The 20,237-nt window shown below is 65.6% G+C and carries 18 protein-coding genes; 7 read left to right on the forward strand and 11 right to left on the reverse strand.

Annotation, left to right across the window (positions count from 1 at the left end):
* Positions 1-132: 132 nt before the first annotated feature.
* A complete protein-coding gene (ligA, locus tag VIF40_RS01750; RefSeq protein WP_331935798.1) occupies positions 133-2,271 on the forward strand; it encodes an NAD-dependent DNA ligase LigA in 2,139 nt (712 codons plus the stop codon).
* A 269-nt stretch (positions 2,272-2,540) separates the two neighbouring features.
* A complete protein-coding gene (locus tag VIF40_RS01755) occupies positions 2,541-3,548 on the forward strand; it encodes a methyltransferase (RefSeq protein WP_331935799.1) in 1,008 nt (335 codons plus the stop codon).
* A gap of 61 nt (positions 3,549-3,609) precedes the next feature.
* Here the strand turns inward: VIF40_RS01755 and VIF40_RS01760 are convergent, their stop codons facing one another.
* Complete coding sequence (locus tag VIF40_RS01760; RefSeq protein WP_331935800.1) at positions 3,610-4,245, reverse strand: hypothetical protein; 636 nt, start codon at positions 4,243-4,245, stop codon at positions 3,610-3,612.
* Between the two features lie 152 nt (positions 4,246-4,397).
* Positions 4,398-5,303 (reverse strand): invasion associated locus B family protein, encoded by a 906-nt coding sequence (locus VIF40_RS01765; protein ID WP_331935801.1) that lies wholly within the window; start codon positions 5,301-5,303, stop codon positions 4,398-4,400.
* A 126-nt stretch (positions 5,304-5,429) separates the two neighbouring features.
* On the opposite strand from VIF40_RS01765, the gene VIF40_RS01770 reads away from it, so the two are divergent.
* A complete protein-coding gene (locus VIF40_RS01770; RefSeq protein ID WP_331935802.1) occupies positions 5,430-5,849 on the forward strand; it encodes a hypothetical protein in 420 nt (139 codons plus the stop codon).
* Between the two features lie 2 nt (positions 5,850-5,851).
* On the opposite strand, the gene VIF40_RS01775 is transcribed toward VIF40_RS01770, so the two are convergent.
* Both VIF40_RS01775 and ubiG read right to left on the reverse strand, forming a co-directional pair.
* Positions 5,852-7,348 (reverse strand): methyltransferase domain-containing protein, encoded by a 1,497-nt coding sequence (locus VIF40_RS01775; protein ID WP_331935803.1) that lies wholly within the window; start codon positions 7,346-7,348, stop codon positions 5,852-5,854.
* 62 nt (positions 7,349-7,410) lie between these two features.
* The gene (gene ubiG, locus VIF40_RS01780; protein WP_331935804.1) at positions 7,411-8,184 is read right to left on the reverse strand and encodes a bifunctional 2-polyprenyl-6-hydroxyphenol methylase/3-demethylubiquinol 3-O-methyltransferase UbiG; all 774 of its coding nucleotides are present in this window, start codon (positions 8,182-8,184) and stop codon (positions 7,411-7,413) included.
* Between the two features lie 293 nt (positions 8,185-8,477).
* Here ubiG and VIF40_RS01785 point away from each other — a divergent pair, with 293 nt between their 5' ends.
* Positions 8,478-9,710 (forward strand): aspartate kinase, encoded by a 1,233-nt coding sequence (locus VIF40_RS01785; protein WP_331935805.1) that lies wholly within the window; start codon positions 8,478-8,480, stop codon positions 9,708-9,710.
* Between the two features lie 168 nt (positions 9,711-9,878).
* Positions 9,879-10,289, forward strand: a complete 411-nt coding sequence (locus VIF40_RS01790) for a DUF2267 domain-containing protein (protein WP_331935806.1) — start codon at positions 9,879-9,881, stop codon at positions 10,287-10,289.
* Positions 10,290-10,341: 52 nt separating this feature from the next.
* On the opposite strand, the gene murJ is transcribed toward VIF40_RS01790, so the two are convergent.
* Both murJ and VIF40_RS01800 read right to left on the reverse strand, forming a co-directional pair.
* Positions 10,342-11,880: a murein biosynthesis integral membrane protein MurJ gene (gene murJ / locus VIF40_RS01795; protein ID WP_331935807.1), complete on the reverse strand. Its 1,539-nt coding sequence runs from the start codon at positions 11,878-11,880 to the stop codon at positions 10,342-10,344.
* Between the two features lie 136 nt (positions 11,881-12,016).
* Entirely contained in the window at positions 12,017-12,994 is a 978-nt protein-coding gene (locus VIF40_RS01800; protein ID WP_331935808.1) for a glycosyltransferase family 2 protein, read from the reverse strand.
* A gap of 89 nt (positions 12,995-13,083) precedes the next feature.
* Between VIF40_RS01800 and VIF40_RS01805 the strand changes: the two genes are divergently transcribed.
* Positions 13,084-13,938 carry a ChbG/HpnK family deacetylase gene (locus tag VIF40_RS01805; RefSeq protein ID WP_331935809.1) on the forward strand — a complete coding sequence of 285 codons (855 nt, stop codon included), beginning with the start codon at positions 13,084-13,086 and terminating at the stop codon, positions 13,936-13,938.
* Positions 13,939-13,983: 45 nt separating this feature from the next.
* Here the strand turns inward: VIF40_RS01805 and nadC are convergent, their stop codons facing one another.
* The 5 genes from nadC to VIF40_RS01830 form a co-directional block, all read right to left on the reverse strand.
* Positions 13,984-14,841: a carboxylating nicotinate-nucleotide diphosphorylase gene (nadC, locus tag VIF40_RS01810; RefSeq protein WP_331935810.1), complete on the reverse strand. Its 858-nt coding sequence runs from the start codon at positions 14,839-14,841 to the stop codon at positions 13,984-13,986.
* Positions 14,838-16,364: an L-aspartate oxidase gene (locus tag VIF40_RS01815; RefSeq protein ID WP_331935811.1), complete on the reverse strand. Its 1,527-nt coding sequence runs from the start codon at positions 16,362-16,364 to the stop codon at positions 14,838-14,840. Before VIF40_RS01815 ends, nadC begins: the two co-directional genes overlap by 4 nt.
* 214 nt (positions 16,365-16,578) lie before the next feature.
* On the reverse strand, positions 16,579-17,217 hold the full coding sequence (locus VIF40_RS01820) for a DUF4202 domain-containing protein (protein ID WP_331935812.1): 639 nt from the start codon (positions 17,215-17,217) through the stop codon (positions 16,579-16,581).
* 53 nt (positions 17,218-17,270) lie between these two features.
* Positions 17,271-18,362, reverse strand: a complete 1,092-nt coding sequence (gene nadA, locus VIF40_RS01825; protein WP_331935813.1) for a quinolinate synthase NadA — start codon at positions 18,360-18,362, stop codon at positions 17,271-17,273.
* Between the two features lie 247 nt (positions 18,363-18,609).
* Positions 18,610-19,101 (reverse strand): SH3 domain-containing protein, encoded by a 492-nt coding sequence (locus VIF40_RS01830; RefSeq protein WP_331935814.1) that lies wholly within the window; start codon positions 19,099-19,101, stop codon positions 18,610-18,612.
* Between the two features lie 186 nt (positions 19,102-19,287).
* Here VIF40_RS01830 and VIF40_RS01835 point away from each other — a divergent pair, with 186 nt between their 5' ends.
* Positions 19,288-20,235, forward strand: coding sequence for an aspartate carbamoyltransferase catalytic subunit (locus VIF40_RS01835; RefSeq protein WP_331935815.1), 948 nt, complete (start codon positions 19,288-19,290; stop codon positions 20,233-20,235).
* Positions 20,236-20,237 lie beyond the last annotated feature (2 nt).

Below are 20,237 nucleotides of genomic sequence, written 5' to 3' on the forward strand. Positions count from 1 at the left end.
GCGTCATCGCGCAAATGATCGTAAACGGCGGGAGCGGCGCGAGCCCTCATCCGACCCTCGCTGACGCGAGGGCCACCTTCTCCCGCAGGCGGGAGAAGGAGCGCGCGCTGGTTTTTAAGTTCGGAAGTCATCATGAGCGCTGATGATGGTCGCCCCTCGGGCAAACGCGCCGAGAGAAAGCCCACGCCGATCGACGATCTCTCGCCGCGGCGGGCGAAGCTCGAATATTCGCGGCTCGCGGAAGAGCTCGCCGAACATGACCGCCGCTATTATCAGGACGACTCCCCCGCGGTCAGCGACGCAGAATATGACGCGCTGCGCCAGCGCTACGAGGCTTTGGAAAAAGGCTTTCCCGACCTCGCTTCCGACGCCTCGCTGACGCGCAAGGTCGGCGCCGCGCCGACGGAGAAATTCGCGAAAATAAAGCATGTCGTGCCGATGCTCTCGCTCGGCAATGTTTTCGCCGACGAGGAGGTCCACGACTTCGTCGCGCGGGTGCGGCGCTTCCTGGGCTTCTCGGATGCGGCGCCGCTCTTCTTCACGGCGGAGCCGAAAATCGACGGCCTCTCCTGCTCGCTGCGCTATGAGAAAGGCGCGCTCGTCTATGCCGCGACGCGCGGCGACGGCTATGAGGGCGAGGACATCACCGCCAATATTCGCACGCTCGAGGAAATTCCGCAGCGCCTGCGCGGCGAGACCTGGCCGGATGTGCTGGAGGCGCGCGGCGAGGTCTATATGCGGCGCGAGGATTTCTTCGCGCTCAATGAGCGGCAGGCGGCGGCGAACAAGCCGCTGTTCGCCAATCCGCGCAATTCCGCCGCCGGCTCGCTGCGCCAGCTCGACCCGAATGTGACCGCGAGCCGGCCGCTGCGCTTCTTCGCCTACAGCTGGGGCGAGGTGAGCGTCATGCCCGCCGACACGCAATTTGCCATGGTGCAGGCGCTGGCGAGCTTTGGCCTGCCGACCAATCCGCTGACCAAAATTTGCGTCGGCGCCGATGAGATGCTGGCGCATTTCCGTGACATCGAAGCGCGCCGCGCCACGCTCGGCTATGACATAGACGGCGTCGTCTACAAGGTGGACGATATCGGCCTGCAAATTCGCTTAGGGTTCGTCTCGCGCGCGCCGCGCTGGGCGGTGGCGCATAAATTCCCCGCCGAGCAGGCCACGACGATCGTGCGCGGAATCGATGTGAATGTCGGCCGCACCGGCGCGCTGACGCCGATCGCGCGGCTGGAGCCGGTGACCGTCGGCGGCGTCGTCGTCTCCAACGCCACGCTGCACAATGAGGACGAGATCGCGCGCAAGGACATTCGCGTCGGCGACACGGTCGTCGTGCAGCGCGCCGGCGACGTCATTCCGCAGATCGTCGCTGTGGTCGCCGACAAGCCGCGGGGCGAGAGGCCTTACGCGTTTCCGCATGTTTGCCCGGCCTGCGGCTCGGCCGCCGTGCGCGAGATCGACGAGAAGACCGGCGAGGCCGATGTCGTGCGCCGTTGCACCGGCTCGCTCGTCTGCCCGGCGCAGGCGATCGAGCGGCTGAAGCATTTCGCCTCGCGCAACGCCATGGACATAGAGGGGCTCGGCGACAAGCAGATCGAGACTTTCTTCGAGGAAGGCCTCATTCGCACGGCCTCCGAAATTTTCACGCTCGCCGAACGAAACCGAAAGAGCCTGACCAAGCTCGAGAATCGCGAGGGCTATGGCGAGACTTCGGTGCGCAATCTCTTCGCGGCGATCGACGCGCGGCGCAGCGTGCCGATCAATCGTTTCCTCTTCGCGCTCGGCATGCGGCATGTCGGCGAGACCAACGCCAAGCGCCTCGCGCGGCATTTTAACGATTTCGCCAGCCTGCGCGAGACTTCGCGTCTCGCCGCGCCGGGGAGCGAGGAGCGTGAGCGCATCGAATCGATCGAAGGCATCGGCGGCGTCGTCGCCGAGGCGCTCTATGATTTCTTCGCCGAGACGCGCAATGAGGTCGAGATCGACGCGCTTTTGCAACATGTGACGCTGGAGCCGCTGCCGCAGGTCGAGAGCGCCTCGCCCGTCGCCGGCAAGACGGTGGTCTTCACCGGCGCGCTGGAACGGTTGACGCGCGAGGAGGCGAAGGCCCAGGCCGAGCGCTTCGGCGCGAAAATATCGGGCTCGGTGTCGAAGAAGACCGATCTCGTCGTGGCGGGGCCGGGGGCGGGCTCCAAGCTCGCCAAGGCCGAGGAGCTCGGCGTCGAGGTCATCAGCGAGGAGGAATGGTTTTCTCGAACGGGGCAATAGGGTCGAAGTCGACCAGCGCTGCGCGAAATGGTAAGACGAGTCCCTCATTTCGAATGTTGAGCGCTCCCTTCTCCCACTTGTGGGAGAAGGTGGCCTCGCGAAGCGAGGTCGGATGAGGGACCGGCCCGCCCCGCGCGATCTCAGAGAGATTTTTCGAAGCGCCGCGAATCGCCGCCGCCGCCCTCATCCGATCCGGCTTCGCCGGGCCACCTTCTCCCGCAAGCGGGAGAAGGAGAGGCGTGCGCAGATTGCTGTTTGAGAGGACAAAGATGAGCCAGCTCTCCCCGGAAAAAATCCTCGGTCTCGGATTCGCCTTTTGGAATTCGAAAGTCCTGCTCTCGGCCGTCGAGCTCGGCCTCTTCACCGCTCTGGCGGAAGGCCCGGCGGATGCGGAAACATTGCGCGGCCGCCTCGGCCTGCATGAGCGCTCGGCGCGCGACTTCTTCGACGCACTGGTCGCGCTCGGAATGCTCGAGCGCGACGATGGCCTCTATCGCAACACGGCCGAGACCGACCTCTTCCTCGACCGCGCCAAGCCGAGCTATGTCGGGCAAATATTGGAAATGTCCAATCTGCGCTTGTTCTCGAGCTGGAACCGTCTCACCGATGCGTTGCGCACGGGCGCAGCGCAGAGCGAGAACGCCGCCGACGGCGATTTTTTCGGCGCTCTCTATGCCGATCCGCAAAAGCTGCGCGGCTTCCTCACCGCGATGAGCAGCATCAGCGCCGGGCCGGCGCAAGCCATCGCCGCGAAATTCCCCTGGAAGGACTATGCGAGCTTCGTCGATGTCGGCTGCGCGCAGGGCATGGTCCCCGTCACAGTCGCGCGCGCGCATCCGCATCTTTCCGGCGGCGGTTTCGATCTGCCGCAGGTGCAGCCGGTGTTCGACGATTTCGTCGCGCAGAACGGCCTATCGGATCGTCTGCGCTTCTATCCGGGCGATTTCTTCAAGGATGCGTTGCCCAAGGTCGACGTCATCGTCATGGGGCATATTCTTCACGATTGGAATCTCGAGGAGAAGCGCCTGCTGCTCGCCAAGGCCTATGACGCGCTGCCGAAGGGTGGGGCGCTCATCGTCTATGAGGCGCTCATCGACGACGAGCGCAAGACCAACGCCTTCGGCCTGCTGATGAGCCTCAATATGCTGATCGAGACTCCCGGCGGCTTCGATTACACAGGCGCGGATTGCCAGGGCTGGATGCACGAGGCCGGGTTTTTCGAGACGCGCGTCGAGCATTTGCTCGGGCCGGATTCGATGGTCATCGGCGTGAAGTGAGCTTTGCGAAGTGTCGCGAAGCAATCCAGAGCCGCAAGACGGTCCTGGCGACGCCGCCTCGTCAATAAGCGAGATATTCTGGGTTGAAGATGTAGACAAGGCCAGAATATCGCTCATCGACCCAGGCGTAGGGTTGATGGACGCCAGCCTGTCCACGACACAGTATCTCGACGAGCCACCCATTCTGGCTCAGCAATCCAGAGCGTGAGTCGACGGTGTCGGACGTCGAAAACAGATCGAAAATATTTCTAATTTCATCGAGATCGCAGTGCATGAAAAAGAAGCTGCTTTGATCTAATAGCAGTCGCGGTATCGCATTCGAGGTTAGGTTATCGACCTCGATAAATCCGCTGAACAAAATTTCATGCGCTCGGCTACGCATAACCTCTTCAGAGCGAACGCCATTCGGTAGGGCAATGCCTGCATCCGCAAGACGTCTCCAAAGTTTTTTGGATCGGGTAATGCGGTTGTCCTCCAACCACCCACTATGCGCAAAAAGCACGTGACGCCCGTTGGGGTGTGTCGCCGCTACTCGTGGCGCCATGATGTCCAGTATCTCTGCAGTTACAATTTCTTTGTCCGACCAGCTGTTGTCGACGTATCCGACTGCGCTCAAGCAACAAGGAAGCTTGTCCGCTATAAAGAATCCGTTGTCCTTCCGAAGATCCGGAACGCTCACAAATCGCTTGGCGGCCATAACGACGACCTTGTAGAACTAAGTTGAATTTAGGTTTCGCGTCGAGCCTAAAGCCGCGACAACCCATTATCTATGGCGTTCGTCTCAATCGATCGATAGTGCCGCGTCGATCGTCGCGCCGGGATGCCGGGGCCCGCGCCCCGCGCCTGCCGCTACGGGCATTCCTTCTGCACGCGGCCGAGTGCGTCTGACAGGCCCTTCAGCGAATAGGTGTCGGTCGTCACATTGCCTTTGGCGGAGGGCGCCTTGATGACGAGCTTCGTGCCGCTCCTCAGCGCCTCGACGAATTCCTTCTCCTTCGCCGGATTCTTCACCCAGGCGTTGGCGCCTTTGGTGACGAGCTCGAAATTGTCGCCGTCGATATCCGCGCTGGCCGCGCCGCCGTCCTTGGCCGTGAAGCCGAGGATGATCGCCACCTCGTTGCGCACGCCCTCGGCCGGCCGCGTCGAGATGAAGACATAGGCTTTGTCGCGTTGCAGCTTCGCCGGCTGGCGGTCCTTCGGCTCGGCGAGCGTATAGCAGGTCTTGTCCTTGCCCTGGCCATGCGCGGTCATGGCGTTCCAATCGCCATAGGAGCCGACGGCGGTCGGCGTCTTGGCGACGGACTTCTCCTTCTCGGCGGACTTGTCCTTGCCGGTCGTATCCTTGCCGGTCTTGACGTCCTTGGCCCGGGCGTCCTTGGCAAGCTTGTCCTTGCCGCCTTTATCCTTGGACGCCTTGCCATTCGTGTCCTTGCCGTTCTTGTCCTTGGCGGCCTTTTGCTCCGGCTCGCCGGAATCCTCCGCATCCGCGGGCTTTTTGGCTTCGGCGGATTTCTTCGCCTCTGCGGTCTTTTTCGCATCCGCCGGCTTCTTCGAAGCCTCGGGCTTCTTCGCTTCGCCGGGCTTGGCGGCCTCTGTCTTCTTCGCCTCCGGCTTGGCGGGCTTCTTCTTGTCGACCTTGGCGTCGGCGGCCGTATCCTCGGCCGCCGGCTTTTCTTTCGCGAGCGCCGGCGGCGCTGCGACAGTGAGGCCGAGACCGGCGGCGAGAAGGAGGGGAAGGAAAGATGGGCGAATCATAAGGCCGAGTTTATCGTCCGAGCCTGTGGCGAACCAGTGGCGGAGACGCGTCCGATGGTCGCCGCGGTGGAATGTTTCCTGCTTGGCGCGGGCGCGCGACATTCGCGCGCGAGACGGAACGTTCCCATGGCCAGACGGCACATTCTCTATATCGAGCGCGGCAAATTGCCAGACCGCGCCGCGCATCAAAAGGCGATCGACGCGACCAAGATCGGCGTCGCGCTCGATCACGACTACGCTCCTTTCGCCGTCGAGGGCTATTTGCCCTGCACCTTCGACGGCGAGGACGCCGGCTTCGACATCCGCTTCTCGGAGCGCGACGCCTCCGCCGCTTTGTCGCCGGAGCTGGCCGCGGCGATCGGCGGCCGCGATGTGCAGCTCGCCGTCAAATGGTCGAGCGATCCCCGCGAGAAGATCGCGGCGCTGGCCTTCAGCGCCGCGCTCGCCACGGATTTCGACGCGATCGCCCATGATCCAGACAAGGACAAGATCATCGCCGCCGACGCGCTGGCGAAGCAGGCGAAGGCGGCGCTCGACGAACTATAGTTTCAACGCCGCCGCAGCAGGACCAGCCGGCCGTCGACCGGCCGGTTGGCCTCGATGCGGATCGTCGTCGCCTGCGAGACGAGCGGGACGAAGTCCTTTTCCCACAGTTTTTCGACATAGGCCGGGCTATGCGCGAAGCGCCCCGATGGAGCCAGCGCATAATCGACTCCGGCGCCGGTCTCGAAGCTGAAAGCGAACACGCCGCCAGGGACGAGGCGGGAGGCCGCGCCTTCGAACAGGGTCGAGAGGTCGCCGAGATAGATGAGCATGTCGAGCGCGACGATCAGATCGAAGGGCTCGCCGGAGCCCGCCAGGAAGTCCTCGGCGTCCTGCTCGACCAGCTGCGCATAGAGCTGACGCTCGCGCGCCTTGTCCAGCATGCGGGGGGAGAGATCGACTCCGACGACCGCCTCGCCGAAGGAGGCGAGCATTCTCGCCGCGAGCCCCGTGCCGCATCCGAGGTCGAGGATGCGCGGGAAGGCGCGTCCGGTCTCGGCCAGCAGCGGCTGCAATGTCTCGGGCAGGCGGTAGTCCAGCGTCCCGACCAGATGTCGGTCGAAGTCCGGCGCATATTTGTCGAAGCTGGCGGTGATGTAGGCGCGCGACGCGCGCTCATGCGGTAGTCCGCGCAGCGCGTCGAGATGGAAGGGGATGATCGCATCGCCCGGCGCCGCGAGCAGCAGCGCCTCGCCGAGGCGAATCGCCGCATCCTTGTGGCCGAAGCCGCAGAGCGCCAGGAAGACGGTGTTGCCGATGCGTTCGTCGCTCTCCGCATGAACGCCGGCGGCGCCTCGATAGGCGGCGAAGGCCTCGTCGGGCGTGGCGTCGATGCTGGTTTCGACGCAGAGGGCGAGCGCGAATTTGCGGATGATCGGCGCTTCCTCGGGCAATGCCGCGGCGGCGCGCTCGAAGGCGGCGCGCGCGGCTGCGAATTCGCCGATCAGATAGAGCGTCTGGCCGTAGCAGGCTTCGATCGCGGGCGTGCGGACGCCACGTTCCAGGGCGGCGCGCAACAATGCGACGGCCTCGTCATAGCGCCGGCTCTCGAGGCAGATGAGGCCGAGCCCGGTCGCCGCCTCGGCGGAGGCGGGGTCTAGGTCGAGCGCCGCGCGATAGGCGTGCTCGGCGGTGGCGATTTCGTCGATCTCGTTGCAGAGGCTGGCGACGGTGAGCCAGATTTGGATCCGATTCGGATCGCGTTCGATCGAGGCGATGAAGCAGGCGAGCGCGTCGGCCTTGCGGCCGTCGAGCCAGAGCACGGCGCCGAGATCGGCGAGAAGGGCGGCGTCATCCGGCGCCAGCGAGGAGGCCGTCGTCAGAGCGGCGACCGCGCCGGTCACATCGCCCTCCTGCCACAGACCCAATCCGAGATAGCGCAACGCTTTGACCGGGGATTCGCCTGCGTCGATCATTTCGGCGAAATGCGGAAAGCGCGCGCGCCAAACCGCGAGCGTGTCGACGAGGTCCGGCGGCGATGGAGGCGAAATGTGCAGACTCATGCGGCTATGCTCCCGAAACAAACGGGACATAATCTGCCGCGTGGAGCTGACGTCAGGCTTGCCTAGCCGTCTTTCTTCGCCGCCATCATATAATTCACATCGGTGTCGTGGCTCTTGCGCCAGCTGCGGGTGAGCGGCTGGAAGCTCATGCCGGCGCGGTCGATCTCGCGCAGCCCGGCGCGGCGCAGCCAGGCGGACAATTCCTCGGGACGCACGAATTTGTCATGGTCATGCGTGCCGCGCGGCACCCAGCCCAGCACATATTCGGCGCCGAGAATCGCCAGCGCATAGCTCTTCAGCGTGCGGTCGATGGTGGCGAGGAACAGCATTCCGCCAGGCTCGACGAGCGCGCCGAGCGTGGCGACGAAGGCGCTCTGTCCCTCGACATGCTCGATCACCTCCATGGCGACGACGATGTCGAAACGCGCGCCTTCCTCGGCGAGCGCCTCGGCTGTGCTGTTGCGATAGGCGATGTCGAGGCCGGAGCGCTCGGCATGGCGGCGGGCGACTTCTATATTATTGGGGGCGGGATCGACGGCCGTGACCTTTGCGCCCAGCTCGGCCAGCGATTCGCTCAAAATGCCGCCGCCGCAGCCAATGTCGACGAGCCGCAGCCCTTCGAGCGGCTGCGAATCATGGCGGTCGCGCGGCGCGCCGTCGCGGCGGAAATGCCGGCAGACGAGATCGCGGATGTAATGGACCCGGACCGGATTGATCTCGTGCAATATGCCCATCTTGCCCGAGGCGTCCCACCAGAGCTCGCCGAGCCGGTCGAAACGGTCGACATCCTGCGGGTCGACGCTGGCGGAATGGGGGCGGTCATGATGCTGCGGCACGCTTGTCCTCTTTTGTTCGGCCTCGGCGGCCGCTCTCGCGTTCTGGAACTCTCCCTCGTGCTTCGAGACGGCTCCTTGGGAGCCTCCTCGGCATGAGGGAGAGGATTGCTCCCTTCACCTGCGGCGCTCCTCATGCCGAGGAGTCCGCGTAGCGGGCGTCTCGAAGCACGCGGAAGCCCGCCGCGGCGTTGACACCGGCGGCGGGGGCGTCACATATACGCCCGCTTTTGGTCGGATGCGAGCGGCCATCCGGCTCGCCCGAGCCGGGCCCGTGTTTCCAATCTAGGTCGGTCATGGCTCGTCTGGTGATGAAATTCGGCGGCACCTCGGTCGCCAATGTGGAGCGCATCCGCAATGTCGCGCTCCATGTGAAGCGCGAGGTGGAGGCGGGCTACAAGGTCGCCGTCGTGGTCTCGGCCATGTCGGGCAAGACCAATGAGCTGGTCGCCTGGTGCAAGGACGCCTCCGCTCTGCACGACCAGCGCGAATATGATTCCGTCGTCGCCTCCGGCGAGCAGGTGACCGCCGGGCTGCTGGCCATAGCGCTGCAGAATATCGGCCTCGCGGCGCGCTCCTGGCTCGGCTGGCAAATTCCGATCCTGACCTCCGACGCCCATGGCTCGGCGCGCATACAGTCGATCGACGGCTCCGCTCTGCTGGCCGGCTTCGAGCGCGGCGAGGTCGCCGTCATCGCCGGCTTCCAGGGAATCCATCAGCCGAGCGGGCGCATCACCACGCTCGGCCGCGGCGGCTCCGACACCAGCGCCGTCGCCGTCGCCGCGGCGATAGAGGCGGATCGCTGCGACATTTATACGGATGTCGACGGCGTCTACACCACCGATCCCCGCGTCGTGCCCAGGGCGCGGCGCATGGAGCGCATCGCCTTCGAGGAGATGCTGGAGATGGCCTCGCTCGGCGCCAAGGTGCTGCAGGTGCGCTCGGTCGAGGTGGCCATGGTGCATGGCGTCCGCACCTTCGTCCGCTCGTCCTTCGACGATCCGGCCCGTCCCAACAGCGGCACGCTGATCTGCAAAGAGGAGGATATCGTGGAAGCCCAGGTCGTGACAGGCATCGCCTTCTCGCGCGACGAGGCGCAGATCACGCTTCGCCGCGTCGCCGACAAGCCGGGCGTCGCGGCGGCCGTCTTCGTGCCGCTGGCCGAGGCCGGCGTCAATGTCGACATGATCGTTCAGGTCGCCTCGGACGATGCTTCGACCGACATGACCTTTACCGTGCCTGCCGCCGAATATGAGCGCTGCGTGGCCATATTGGAGCAGGCCAGATCCTCGATCGGCTACGCCGGGCTGACGGGCGCCAAGGATGTCGCCAAGGTCTCGGCGATCGGCATCGGCATGCGCAGCCACGCCGGCGTCGCCGCCCGCGCCTTCAAGGCGCTCGCCGACAAGGGCGTGAATATTCGCGCCATCACGACGTCGGAGATCAAATTCTCGGTGCTGATCGACGCCGCCTATACGGAGCTCGCGGTGCGCACGCTGCACTCGCTCTACGGCCTGGACGCCGAGTGAGGCCGAGCGTCGATCGAACGGGATCGTTCGATCGGAATTCGCTTCAGAGAAGCAAAGCGAGAGCGCCATCCGCTCCACCTCGGAGCGGATGGCGCTCTCGCCAGCGCGAATTTGTCGCAATCGCCGCATAATTGTCGAGACAGAGCTGTTTTCGAGAGGAGCAGAGCCATGGAAGAATTGATCGCCCGCATCACCGCCGCGCTGGGCGTCGAGCCCGAGACGGCGCGCCTCGCCATCGGCCATGTGCTCGGCTTTTTTCGCAAGGAGTTCCCGGACGGCCCGGTCGCCGAGCTCGTCGCCAAGCTGCCCGGCGCCGATGAGGCGATCGCCGCCGCCGAGGCCGCTCCGGCCGCGGATGGCGGTCTGCTCGGCGGTCTTCTGGGTGGGCTCGGCGGCCTCGTCGGCGGCTCCAAGGGCGATCTGATGGCGCTCGCCGGACGTCTGTCCGGCGTCGGCCTCTCGATCGACCAGAGCCAGGCGCTGGCCAAGGAGTTCTTCGCCCATGCCGAAGGCGTCGTCGGCAAGGAGAAGCTGAAGGAAATCACCGACGCAGTGCCGGGCCTCTCGCAGTTTCTGTGAGACGGCATTCGTGACAGAAGCGAGCCTGAAGGCTCGCTTCTCGCCGTGCGGATCAGCGTCTTGCGCGCCGCAGCTCCGAGAGGCGCAGGCCGAAGGCGCGCAGACAGAGGGCGAGGACGCCTCCATAGACGAGCGCCCCCGCCGCGCCCAGCGCGAGCAGGGCGACGATGTCGCTGAAGCGCCCGAGCCGCGCGCCGAGCGCCATCGCTGGCCCATAGCCGTAGATCGCCGTCGCCAGCAGCGGAACGCTGGCGCAGAGGCTCGCGATGGAGACGCGCAGAAACGTCTCGTCGAAGCGCATCGCGCCGCGATGCAGCGCGAGGCCGATCAATGCCGCGAGATTGATCCAGAGGCCGACGGAGGTCGCGGTGGCGAGGCCCGGCGCGCCCATCGGCTCGTAGAGCGCGATCTTCAGACCGACATTCACGAGGACGGCGCCGAGCGCGACATACATGGGCGTCTTGGTGTCGCCATGCGCCTGGAAGCTCGCGCGCGCCGAGGCGATCAGCACCAGCGCCATCAGCCCGCCGCCATAGGCCGTGAGCACATCCGCCGCGGCGACGGCGTCGGCTCTCGTGAAAGCGCCGCGCTCGAAGACGCCGCTCATGATGAGCTCGGGGATCGTCACGAAGGCGATGAAGAAAGGCGCGGCCAGCGCGATCGTCAGCGCCATCACGCGATTTTGCGCCGCATGGGCGCCGTCCTCGTCGCCGGCGGCGATGCGGCGGCTCATTTCCGGCAGCAGCACAGTGCCGGCGGCGAGGCCGATGACGCCATTGGGCAGCTGATAGATGCGATCGGCGTAAGTGATCGAGGAGACGCCGCCATCGGGAAGCATGGAGGCGATGATCGTATCGGCGAAAATGGCGATCTGCCCGCTGGCCGAGCCGATCACCGCCGGCCCCAGCATCAGGAAGAATTCGCGCACGCGCGTCCAATGCGGCCGCGCCAGCCCTTCCATCACGCCGATCATGCGGGCGTTGGCCATCAGCAGGGCGAGCTGCAAGACGCCGGAGATGGTCACGCCCCAGGCGGCGGCATAGGCCGCGCTGGGAAAGAGGAATGCGACGGCGAGCGCCGCAATCATCGTGAGATTGAGCAGATTGGGCGCGAAGGCCGGCGCCGCAAATCGGCCATTGGCGTTCAGCGTGCCTTGATGAAGCGTCACCAGAGTCATGCAGAGCAGATAGGGAAAGGTGATGCGCGTCAGCGAAACGGTGAGCTCGAATTTCTCCGGCCGATCGTCGAACCCCGGCGCGAGCAACGCCACGAATTGCGGCATGAAGGCGTAGGCGAGAATGAGCAGCACGATCTGCGAGGCGAGCAGAAGCGTGAACACCTCGCTCGAGAATTCTTTCGCCGAGTCTTTTCCCTGCTGCTCGAGCGCCTTGGAATAGCAGGGGACGTAAGCGGCGTTGAAGGCGCCTTCGCCGAAAATGGCGCGGAAATGATTGGGCAGCTTGAAGGCGACGAAGAAAGCGTCCGCCGCGAGCCCGGCGCCGAGAATGCCGGACAGCATCACATCGCGCAGAAAGCCGGTGATGCGCGAGAGCAGCGTGAAGCCGCCGACGGAGAGGAGATTGCGAATCATGGAGCGACCACATCCCCCCTCAGGCCGCGTCTCGACGCACGAGGGGCTCCAGAAGGCGGAACCGTGAGACGCGGCGTGCTTCGAGACGCGCCTTTCAGGCGCTCCTCAGCATGAGGGGGGCTCTGGAATCGATTGGTCATTTGAGCGGCCTCGCCGCTTCATCCGCCACACCCACCCGCTCGGCGACGAGATAGAGCGGGCGTCCTTTCACCTCGCCGAAAATGAGCGCGATATACTCGCCGAGCACGCCCAGCGAAAATAATTGCATCCCGCCGAGAAAGGCGATGGAGACGATCAGCGAGGCGTAGCCCGGCACATCCACGCCATAGAACACCGTGCGCCAGAAATAATAGGCCGCCATGGCGAGAGCGAAGGTCGAGACGATGATCCCGATCACGGCCCACACCTTCAGCGGCACGGACGAAAAGGACATCAGCCCGTCGAGCGCGAAGCGGATGAGCTTGGCGTAGTTGAATTTGGAGCGGCCGGAGGCGCGCTCCTCCACCTCGAAGGGCACGCCGATCGACTTGAAGCCGATCCAGGCGAACAAGCCTTTGGAGAAGCGGGCCCGCTCGCGCATGCGCGACAGCGCGTCGATCGCCTGGCGGTCGAGCAGGCGGAAATCGCCGGCGCCGCGCGGCAGCGGCGTCTCGCCGAAGCGATCGAACAGGCCATAGAAGAGATTGGCGAAAAGCGTGCGCAGCGGGGGCTCGCCGGCGCGGTCGCGACGCACGCCATAGACGTTTTTGAAGCCCTCGCGCCATTTGGCGACGAATGCGGCGATCGTCTCTGGCGGATGCTGGAGATCGGCGTCCATCAGCACCACGGCCGCGCCGCGCGAATGGTCGAGCGCGGCGGCTATGGCGATCTCCTTGCCGAAATTGCGGCTGAAGGAGACGGCTTTCACCCGCGCATCCTCCGCATGCAATTCGCGCAGCCCTTGCAGGGTCGCGTCCGAGGAGCCGTCGTCGACGAAGACGATCTCGAAGGAGGCCGCGGCCTGCTCGAGCACCGGCTTCAGCCTGGCGACGAGGGGGCGAAGATTGGCCGCCTCATTGAAGACCGGAATGGCTACGGATATCTCCGGAGGCGGATTTTCGACTTTATCGTCCATCGCTCGCCTTATAGGTTCGAACCGGGCAAGACCTAGGCGGGCGCGCGAAAATGCGCAAGCGCGCCAGCGCGGCGGGGAGGTAGGAAGAAATGGCGGCGCAACGTTCGATCGCGCTCTGCGCGGACGATTATGGGCTCTCTATGGGCGTCAGTCTCGGCATTCTCGAGGCGCTGGACGCCGGGCGCCTCTCGGCGGTCTCGGCGCTGACCAATGCGGAGCGCTGGCCGGCGATGGGCAGGGAGCTGGCGCGCCGCGGCCACGACGCCGATATCGGCGTCCATTTCAATCTGACGCTCGGGCGGCCGCTCACCAACATGCCGAAATTCGCGCCGGGCGGCGTGTTTCCGGCGCTGCGCCAGGTGATTCGCGCCGCCATGCGCGGCAAGCTGCCGATGGACGAGATTCGCGCCGAGGTCGATCGTCAGATCGACCGTTTCTATGCGGTGATGGGCCGCGCGCCGGATCATCTCGACGGGCATCAGCATGTCCATGCGCTGCCCGGCGTGCGCACCGCTCTCTTCGACGCGCTGGAGAAGCGCGGGCTGCAGGGCGAGAAGCTGTGGCTGCGCGACGCCGGCGACAGAATGCATCGCATCATCATTCGCGGCTCGGACGTCCGCAAGGCCTTGGCCGTCCGCGCCATCGGCCGCGGCTATCGCAACGAGGCGACGGCGCGGGGCTTCCTCTTGAACGAGGGCTTCGCCGGTTTCTCCGCCTTCGATCCGGCGAGCGACTACGCGGCGCAATTCGAATCCTATCTGCGCGCGCCGGGGGAGCGCCATCTCGTAATGTGCCATCCCGGCCGCGTCGACGAGGATTTGCGCGCGCAGGACCCGGTGACGGTGACGCGCGAGCAGGAGCTCGCCTTTCTGCTGTCGCCGCGCTTCGAGGAGGTGATGGTCAACCGCAGCGCCGCGCTCGGCCGGCTGAGACGCGAGGCGTGATCCCTTCGTGTCTTCGTGGTTCGTTTCACGACGAAGACGCGAAGGTCAGCCGATCTCTATGTCGAGCCCGAGATCGAGCGTGCGCGCGGAATGCGTGAGCGCGCCGACCGAGATGAGGTCGACGCCCGTCTCCGCGACTGCGGCGATCGTCTCCAGCGTGACGCCGCCGGATGCTTCGGCGAGCATTTTTCCGCCGATCAGCGCGACCGCGGCGCGCAGCAGGTCGGGCGTCATATTGTCGAGCAGCACGATATCCGCGCCTTCCGCGAGCGCCTCCTCGAGCTGCTCCAGCGTATCGACCTCGATCTCGATCTTGGTCATATGGCTGGCGAAGGCTTTGGCGGCGCGCAGCGCCGGCGTGACGCCGCCGGCGACGGCGATGTGATTGTCCTTGATCAGCAGCGCATCGTCGAGGCCGAATCGGTGATTGGCGCCGCCGCCGCAGCGCACCGCATATTTCTCGAATGCGCGCAGCAGCGGCGTCGTCTTGCGCGTGTCGCAGACCTTGGCCTCGGTATGCGCGATTTTTTCCGCATAGCGCGCGGTGAGCGAGGCGACGCCACAGAGCCGGCCGAGAAAATTCAGAGCGACGCGCTCGGCCGAGAGAATCGCGCGCGCCGGGCCTTCGATATGGGCGAGGACATCGCCCTTGCCGATGCGCGCGCCATCCAGAATCGCGGGCGTGAAGACGACGGCGGGATCGACGAGGCGAAAGGCGCAGGCCGCCACGCCGAGGCCCGCGACGATTCCCTCTTCGCGCGCGGCGATGACGGCGCGGGCGCGGGCGGTCTCGGGGATCGTCGCCTGCGTGGTGATGTCGCCGGCGCGGCCGAAATCCTCGGCGAGCGCAGCGCGCACGATATCCTCGACGAGCGGGGCGGGAAGCGTCCAGGGGGCGGTCATGTCAGCGCCTCCTCGGCGATGGCGCGCGCTTGCGCCTCGGTCATATAGGAGCGATGCGCGAGAGCGTCCTCCACCTGCGGAAAATCGGAGCGGAAATGCGCGCCGCGGCTCTCGCGCCGCGCCAGCGCCGCGCTCGTCACCAGCAGCGCGGTCAGCGCCATATTGCGCAATTGCGCATGGGTCGTCGCCGCCTCTATGCGCAGGATCGCCCGCGCCGCGCGCGTGAGCCCGATCGCATCACGGATGACGCCGACATCGCGCGCCATCACATCGCGCAATTCGTCGACGAGGCCCTGGTCGGGCGCGCCCGCTTGATCGAGCGTCGGGGCGGGGGCGGGCGCTGTCTCGAGGCTCTGCGCGCCTATGTCGCTCGCGATGCGCGCCGCGAACACCACCGCCTCGAGCAGCGAGTTCGAGGCGAGGCGATTGGCGCCATGCACGCCGGTCGAGGCGACTTCCCCCGCGGCCCAGAGACCCGCGAGCGACGTCCGTCCGCGCATATCGGCAGCGACGCCGCCCATGTGATAATGCGCGGCGGGCGCGATCGGAATCGGCTCGGCGACGGGATCGACGCCGCCGGCCATGCAGCTCGCATAGACGGTCGGAAAGCGCGTCGGAAACTCGGCGCCGACCGCCGCGCGCGAATCGAGAAAAGCGCCGCCTCCCGCCGCGATGGAGGCGAAGACGCCGCGTGCGACGATATCGCGCGGCGCGAGCTCGGCGGCCGGGTCGATTTCCGCCATGAAACGATGGCCGGAACGATCGACGATGATCGCGCCTTCGCCGCGCAGCGATTCGGTCGCCAGCGGCGCCGGATCGACGCCTATGTCGATCGCCGTCGGGTGGAATTGCACGAATTCCGCGTCGGCGATGACGGCGCCGGCGCGCGCCGCCATTGCGAGGCCGATTCCGCGCGCCTCCTTCGGATTGGTGGTGACGCGATAGAGATGGCCGATCCCGCCCGTCGCCAGCACTGTGGCGGGCGAGAAAAAATCGCGCAGAAGGCCGTCGCGTCCCTTTGCGCGAAGGCCGATGACGCGGCCGTCGCGGGTCAGCAATTCCTGCGCGGAAAAGCCTTCGAAGAGCGTGATCGACGGCGTCGCGCGGACGGCGGCGACGAGCGTCTCCATGATCGCGCGGCCGGCCGTGTCGCCCTTCACGCGCACGATGCGCCGCTCGGAATGGGCGGCCTCGCGCGAGGGCGTCAGCTTCCCATTCGCGTGATCGAAGGGCACGCCATAGGAGAGCAGATCGTCTATGCGCGCGCGGGCTTCGCGCGCCATGCCGAGCGCGATCTCCGCATCGACGATGCCGGCGCCGGCTTTCAGCGTGTCCTCGGCGTGGCGCTCCGGCGAATCCGTGTCGAGCACGGCCGCGGCGACGCCGCCCTGCGCCCAGAAGGAGGCGGCGCCTTCGTCGATGGAGCCCGGCGTCAGCACGGCGACGCGCCGCGGCGCGAGCTTCAATGCGCAGAACAGGCCGGCGAGGCCGCCGCCGACGATGAGGATCGGAGCCTGTGTCACCGTGAAAGCTCCCGAGCGAGCGCTGCGCGCCTTCCCTCACTCTCCCCCGCGTCGCAAACCGGGTGTTCCCGGTTTGCGCAGAGAAGACCGAAGTCGGCGACAGCCGACTTCGGATAGGAGAGGGGGCGGCGGGTCCTTCGCGAAATGTCGATGACGCGCGAATTCTGCTCCCTCTCCCGCGTAGCGGGGGAGGGTCGGGGAGGGGGCGCGCCGGTCATTGATCGACCGCGACGGCGGCGAGCTTGGCGAGCGCCTCGCTCTCCTTGGCGATCGCCGCCGCCACTAGCGCAAGCGTGCGTTCCGGCAAGGGCAGGGCGAGCGCCGCGCCATGGCCCTTGGGCGACATTTTGCAGAACGTCTTGCCGAGGATGTCGACGATCTTGTCGTCGTCGTAGTCTTTGTATTTCTCGTGGAAGTCGTCGAAATAATGCTCGAGGAAGACGATCGCCGCGACATTCTCCAGCGCCTGGGAGTCGCGGTCCTTCTTCAGCTTTTCCTTGCGGATGATCGCGCCGACGTGCGCGATCGCCGCTTCGTCGTAGCCTTGCGCGCGCATCAGCTCGCCGACGAGGCGGGCGTGATGGATGCGGCATTCCTTGCGCCAGTCATTGTAGCCGTGGCGGCCGAGCGGGAAAGTCTCGCGCGGAATATCCCAGCGGCGCAAATGCTGCGCGCGCGTCGCGATCTTCAGCAACTCGGAGGCGTCTGGATAGAGGGCGGAAAGCCGCGCCGTCATATGTTCGGCATAGACGATCTCGAAAGCGCGCTCGGCGCCGTCGATCGTCACCTTGCGCGGATCGTCGGCATTGGCGGCGTCGATCGTCGCGATCAGAGCCTCGTATCGAGCCGTCATGGCCGCGCTCCTTGGAAAATTCCTTCTCCCGCAGGCGGGAGAAGGTGAGGCGTTCACCCCAGATCGATCATCCGCTGCACGGCGATGCGCGCTCGCGCGGCGATCAGCGGGTCGACCGTCACCTCCTCGCGGATATGCACCAGCGCGTCGAGGATCTTGGGCAGAGTGATGCGCTTCATATGCGGGCAGAAATTGCAGGGGCGGATGAACTCGGTGCCCGTCGTCTCCGCGGCGACATTGTCGGCCATGGAGCATTCGGTCACCAGCAGCACGCGCGCCGGCTTCTTCGTGCGCACATAGTCGATCATCGCCGCCGTCGAGCCGGCGAAATCGGACATTTCCACCACTTCGCGCGGACATTCGGGATGGGCGATGATCTTCACGCCCGGATGATCGGCGCGATAGGTCTCGAGCTCTTCCGCGGTGAAGCGCTCATGCACCTCGCAGGCGCCGCGCCAGGCGATGATCTTCACTTTGGTCTGCGCCGCGACATTCTCGGCGAGATAGCGATCCGGCAGCATGATGACGCGGTCGGAGCAAAGGCTCTCCACCACTTTCAGCGCATTGGAGGAAGTGCAGCAAATATCGACCTCCGCCTTCACCTCCGCCGAGGTGTTGACATAGGCGACGATCGGCACGCCCGGATATTCGGCGCGCAGCGCGCGAACGTCGGCCGCGGTGATGGAGGCGGCGAGCGAGCAGCCGGCCTCGAGATCGGGCGTCAGCACGACCTTCTCGGGGCTCAGAATCTTGGAGGTCTCGGCCATGAAATGCACGCCGCCCTGCACGATGATCTCGGCGTCGGAGGAGGCGGCGAGCTTGGCGAGCTGCAGGCTGTCGCCGACGAAATCGGCGACGCAATGATAGATTTCCGGCGTCTGGTAATTATGGGCGAGGATGACGGCGTTGCGTTCCCGCTTCAGCTCGTTGATCGCCTTCACATAAGGCGCATGGAACGCCCATTCGATCGCCGGCATGACCTTCGCCACGCGCTCATAGAGATGGGCGGTCGCGGTCTCGACCTCCTTGTTCCAGGCGAGATTGGGCATGGGCAGCACCGGAAAGAGCTGCGCGGCGCCGTCGAGCGCGCCCAAAGCCGGAGCGGGCGCTCGCTCTTTGTCGGCGGTCTGGAACGGGATGGCCATTTGGCTTGCTCCGAACTCACTTATGCTCAATTCGAGCATAAGAGGGCCAATCAACAACTCCACCGGGAGCCCCCGACAGAGAACGGTTTTCAGCTTAGAAGCGATGTGACGTTTCGGCAACCCTCGTCGAACCGTCGACCCGAGACATATGCTCTCGATGAGTATATGTCAAATGCGCCTATATGAAAAAAGAGCCCGAGCCGCTTCCCGCGGTCTCGGGCTCTTCGCTATCCACGAATGATTTCGGCTATCGAGCGAAGACGGCGCCCTTCCGCTTCAGATAATTGCGGTCCACATAGCCGGACTTGCCCTCGAAGGTGACCTTGCACCAGCTGGTCATCCAGCCCTTTTGGCAATCGGAGGACACGACCTTGCGGCCGGGCGGGATTTTGGCGACGACCTTCCAGCTCTCGCCGGGGCCGGATCGCACGGCGGTGGCGGCGCGCGTCACCAGCGGCGCGACGATGACATTCTTCATCGTCGGCTCCAGCGTGTTTGCGGCGACGAAGCCGCGTTTGCCCTTATAGTGGATCTGGCACCAATCGTGTTTCCAGCCCGGCCCGCAATTGTCGAGCTGGATTTTGGCGCCGGCGGGGATCTGGGCGATGACCGGCCAGCGCGCGCCGGGGCCGGACCGCATATTGGAGAAATCCGTGGCGACGGTGGAAGCCGCCATGGCCGAGGCGGCGCTGAGGGAGAGGGCCGCCGCGAGGAGCGGCGAGCCGAGCCGGAGGTGCATGGCGATCTCCTGTTTCGCGAAGAATAGCGGGAAAGGGCGTTCTCTATGTCGGGCAGATTCGAGAACTCTTTTTCATCCCCTTTGGTTCCGCCGTCGCTTTCGAGCATTCGTCTCGAGGATTTCTCAACCATGACGGCGGGCCTCGCCCACTGGCCAGCGCGCGAGAAACTGTTATAGACGGCGGCCATGCCGCCAAAATCGCATCCCGTCTTTCCGCATCGCCATCTGCTCGGCATAGAGGGGCTGTCGCGCATCGACATTGTCACTCTGCTCGACATGGCCGAGGAGGCGATCGAGGTCTCCCGCCAGGTGGAGAAGAAGCGCGCCACTCTGCGCGGCCGCACCCAGGTCAATCTCTTCTACGAATCCTCGACCCGCACCCAGGCCTCTTTCGAGATCGCCGGCAAAAGGCTCGGCGCCGATGTGATGAACATGTCGGTCGCCAATTCCTCGGAGAAGAAGGGCGAGACGCTGCTCGACACGGCGATGACGCTGAATGCGATGCGCCCGGATATCCTCGTCGTGCGCCACGCCCGCGCCGGGGCCGTTCATCTGCTGGCCCGTAAGGTCGATTGCGCCGTCGTCAACGCCGGCGACGGGGCCCATGAGCATCCGACGCAGGCGCTGCTCGACGCGCTGACGATCCGCCGCCACAAGGGCCGGATCGAGGGGCTCACCGTGGCGATTTGCGGCGATGTGCTGCATTCGCGCGTCGCGCGGTCCAACATTATTCTTCTGAGCGCGCTGGGCGCGCGGCTGCGCGCGGTCGGCCCCTCGACGCTCGCGCCCGATTCGCTCGCGCGGCTCGGCGTCGAAGTGTTCCACGACATGCGCTCGGGGCTCGCCGGCGCGGACATAGTGATGATGCTGCGGCTTCAGCGCGAGCGCATGAACGGCGCCTTCGTGCCCAGCTCCCGGGAATATTTCCATTTCTTCGGTCTCGACGAGGAAAAGCTCGCCTTTGCTGCGCCCGATGCGCTGGTCATGCATCCGGGCCCGATGAATCGCGGCGTCGAGATCGACTCGAGCGTGGCCGATGGAAGCCGCTCGCTCATTCGAGATCAGGTGGAAATGGGCGTCGCCGTGCGCATGGCGGTGCTGGAGGCGCTCGCGCAGCACCTGCCGAATGTGTAGAA

It is taken from the genome of Methylosinus sp., assembly GCF_036560965.1.
Taxonomy (GTDB): Bacteria; Pseudomonadota; Alphaproteobacteria; order Rhizobiales; family Beijerinckiaceae; genus Methylosinus.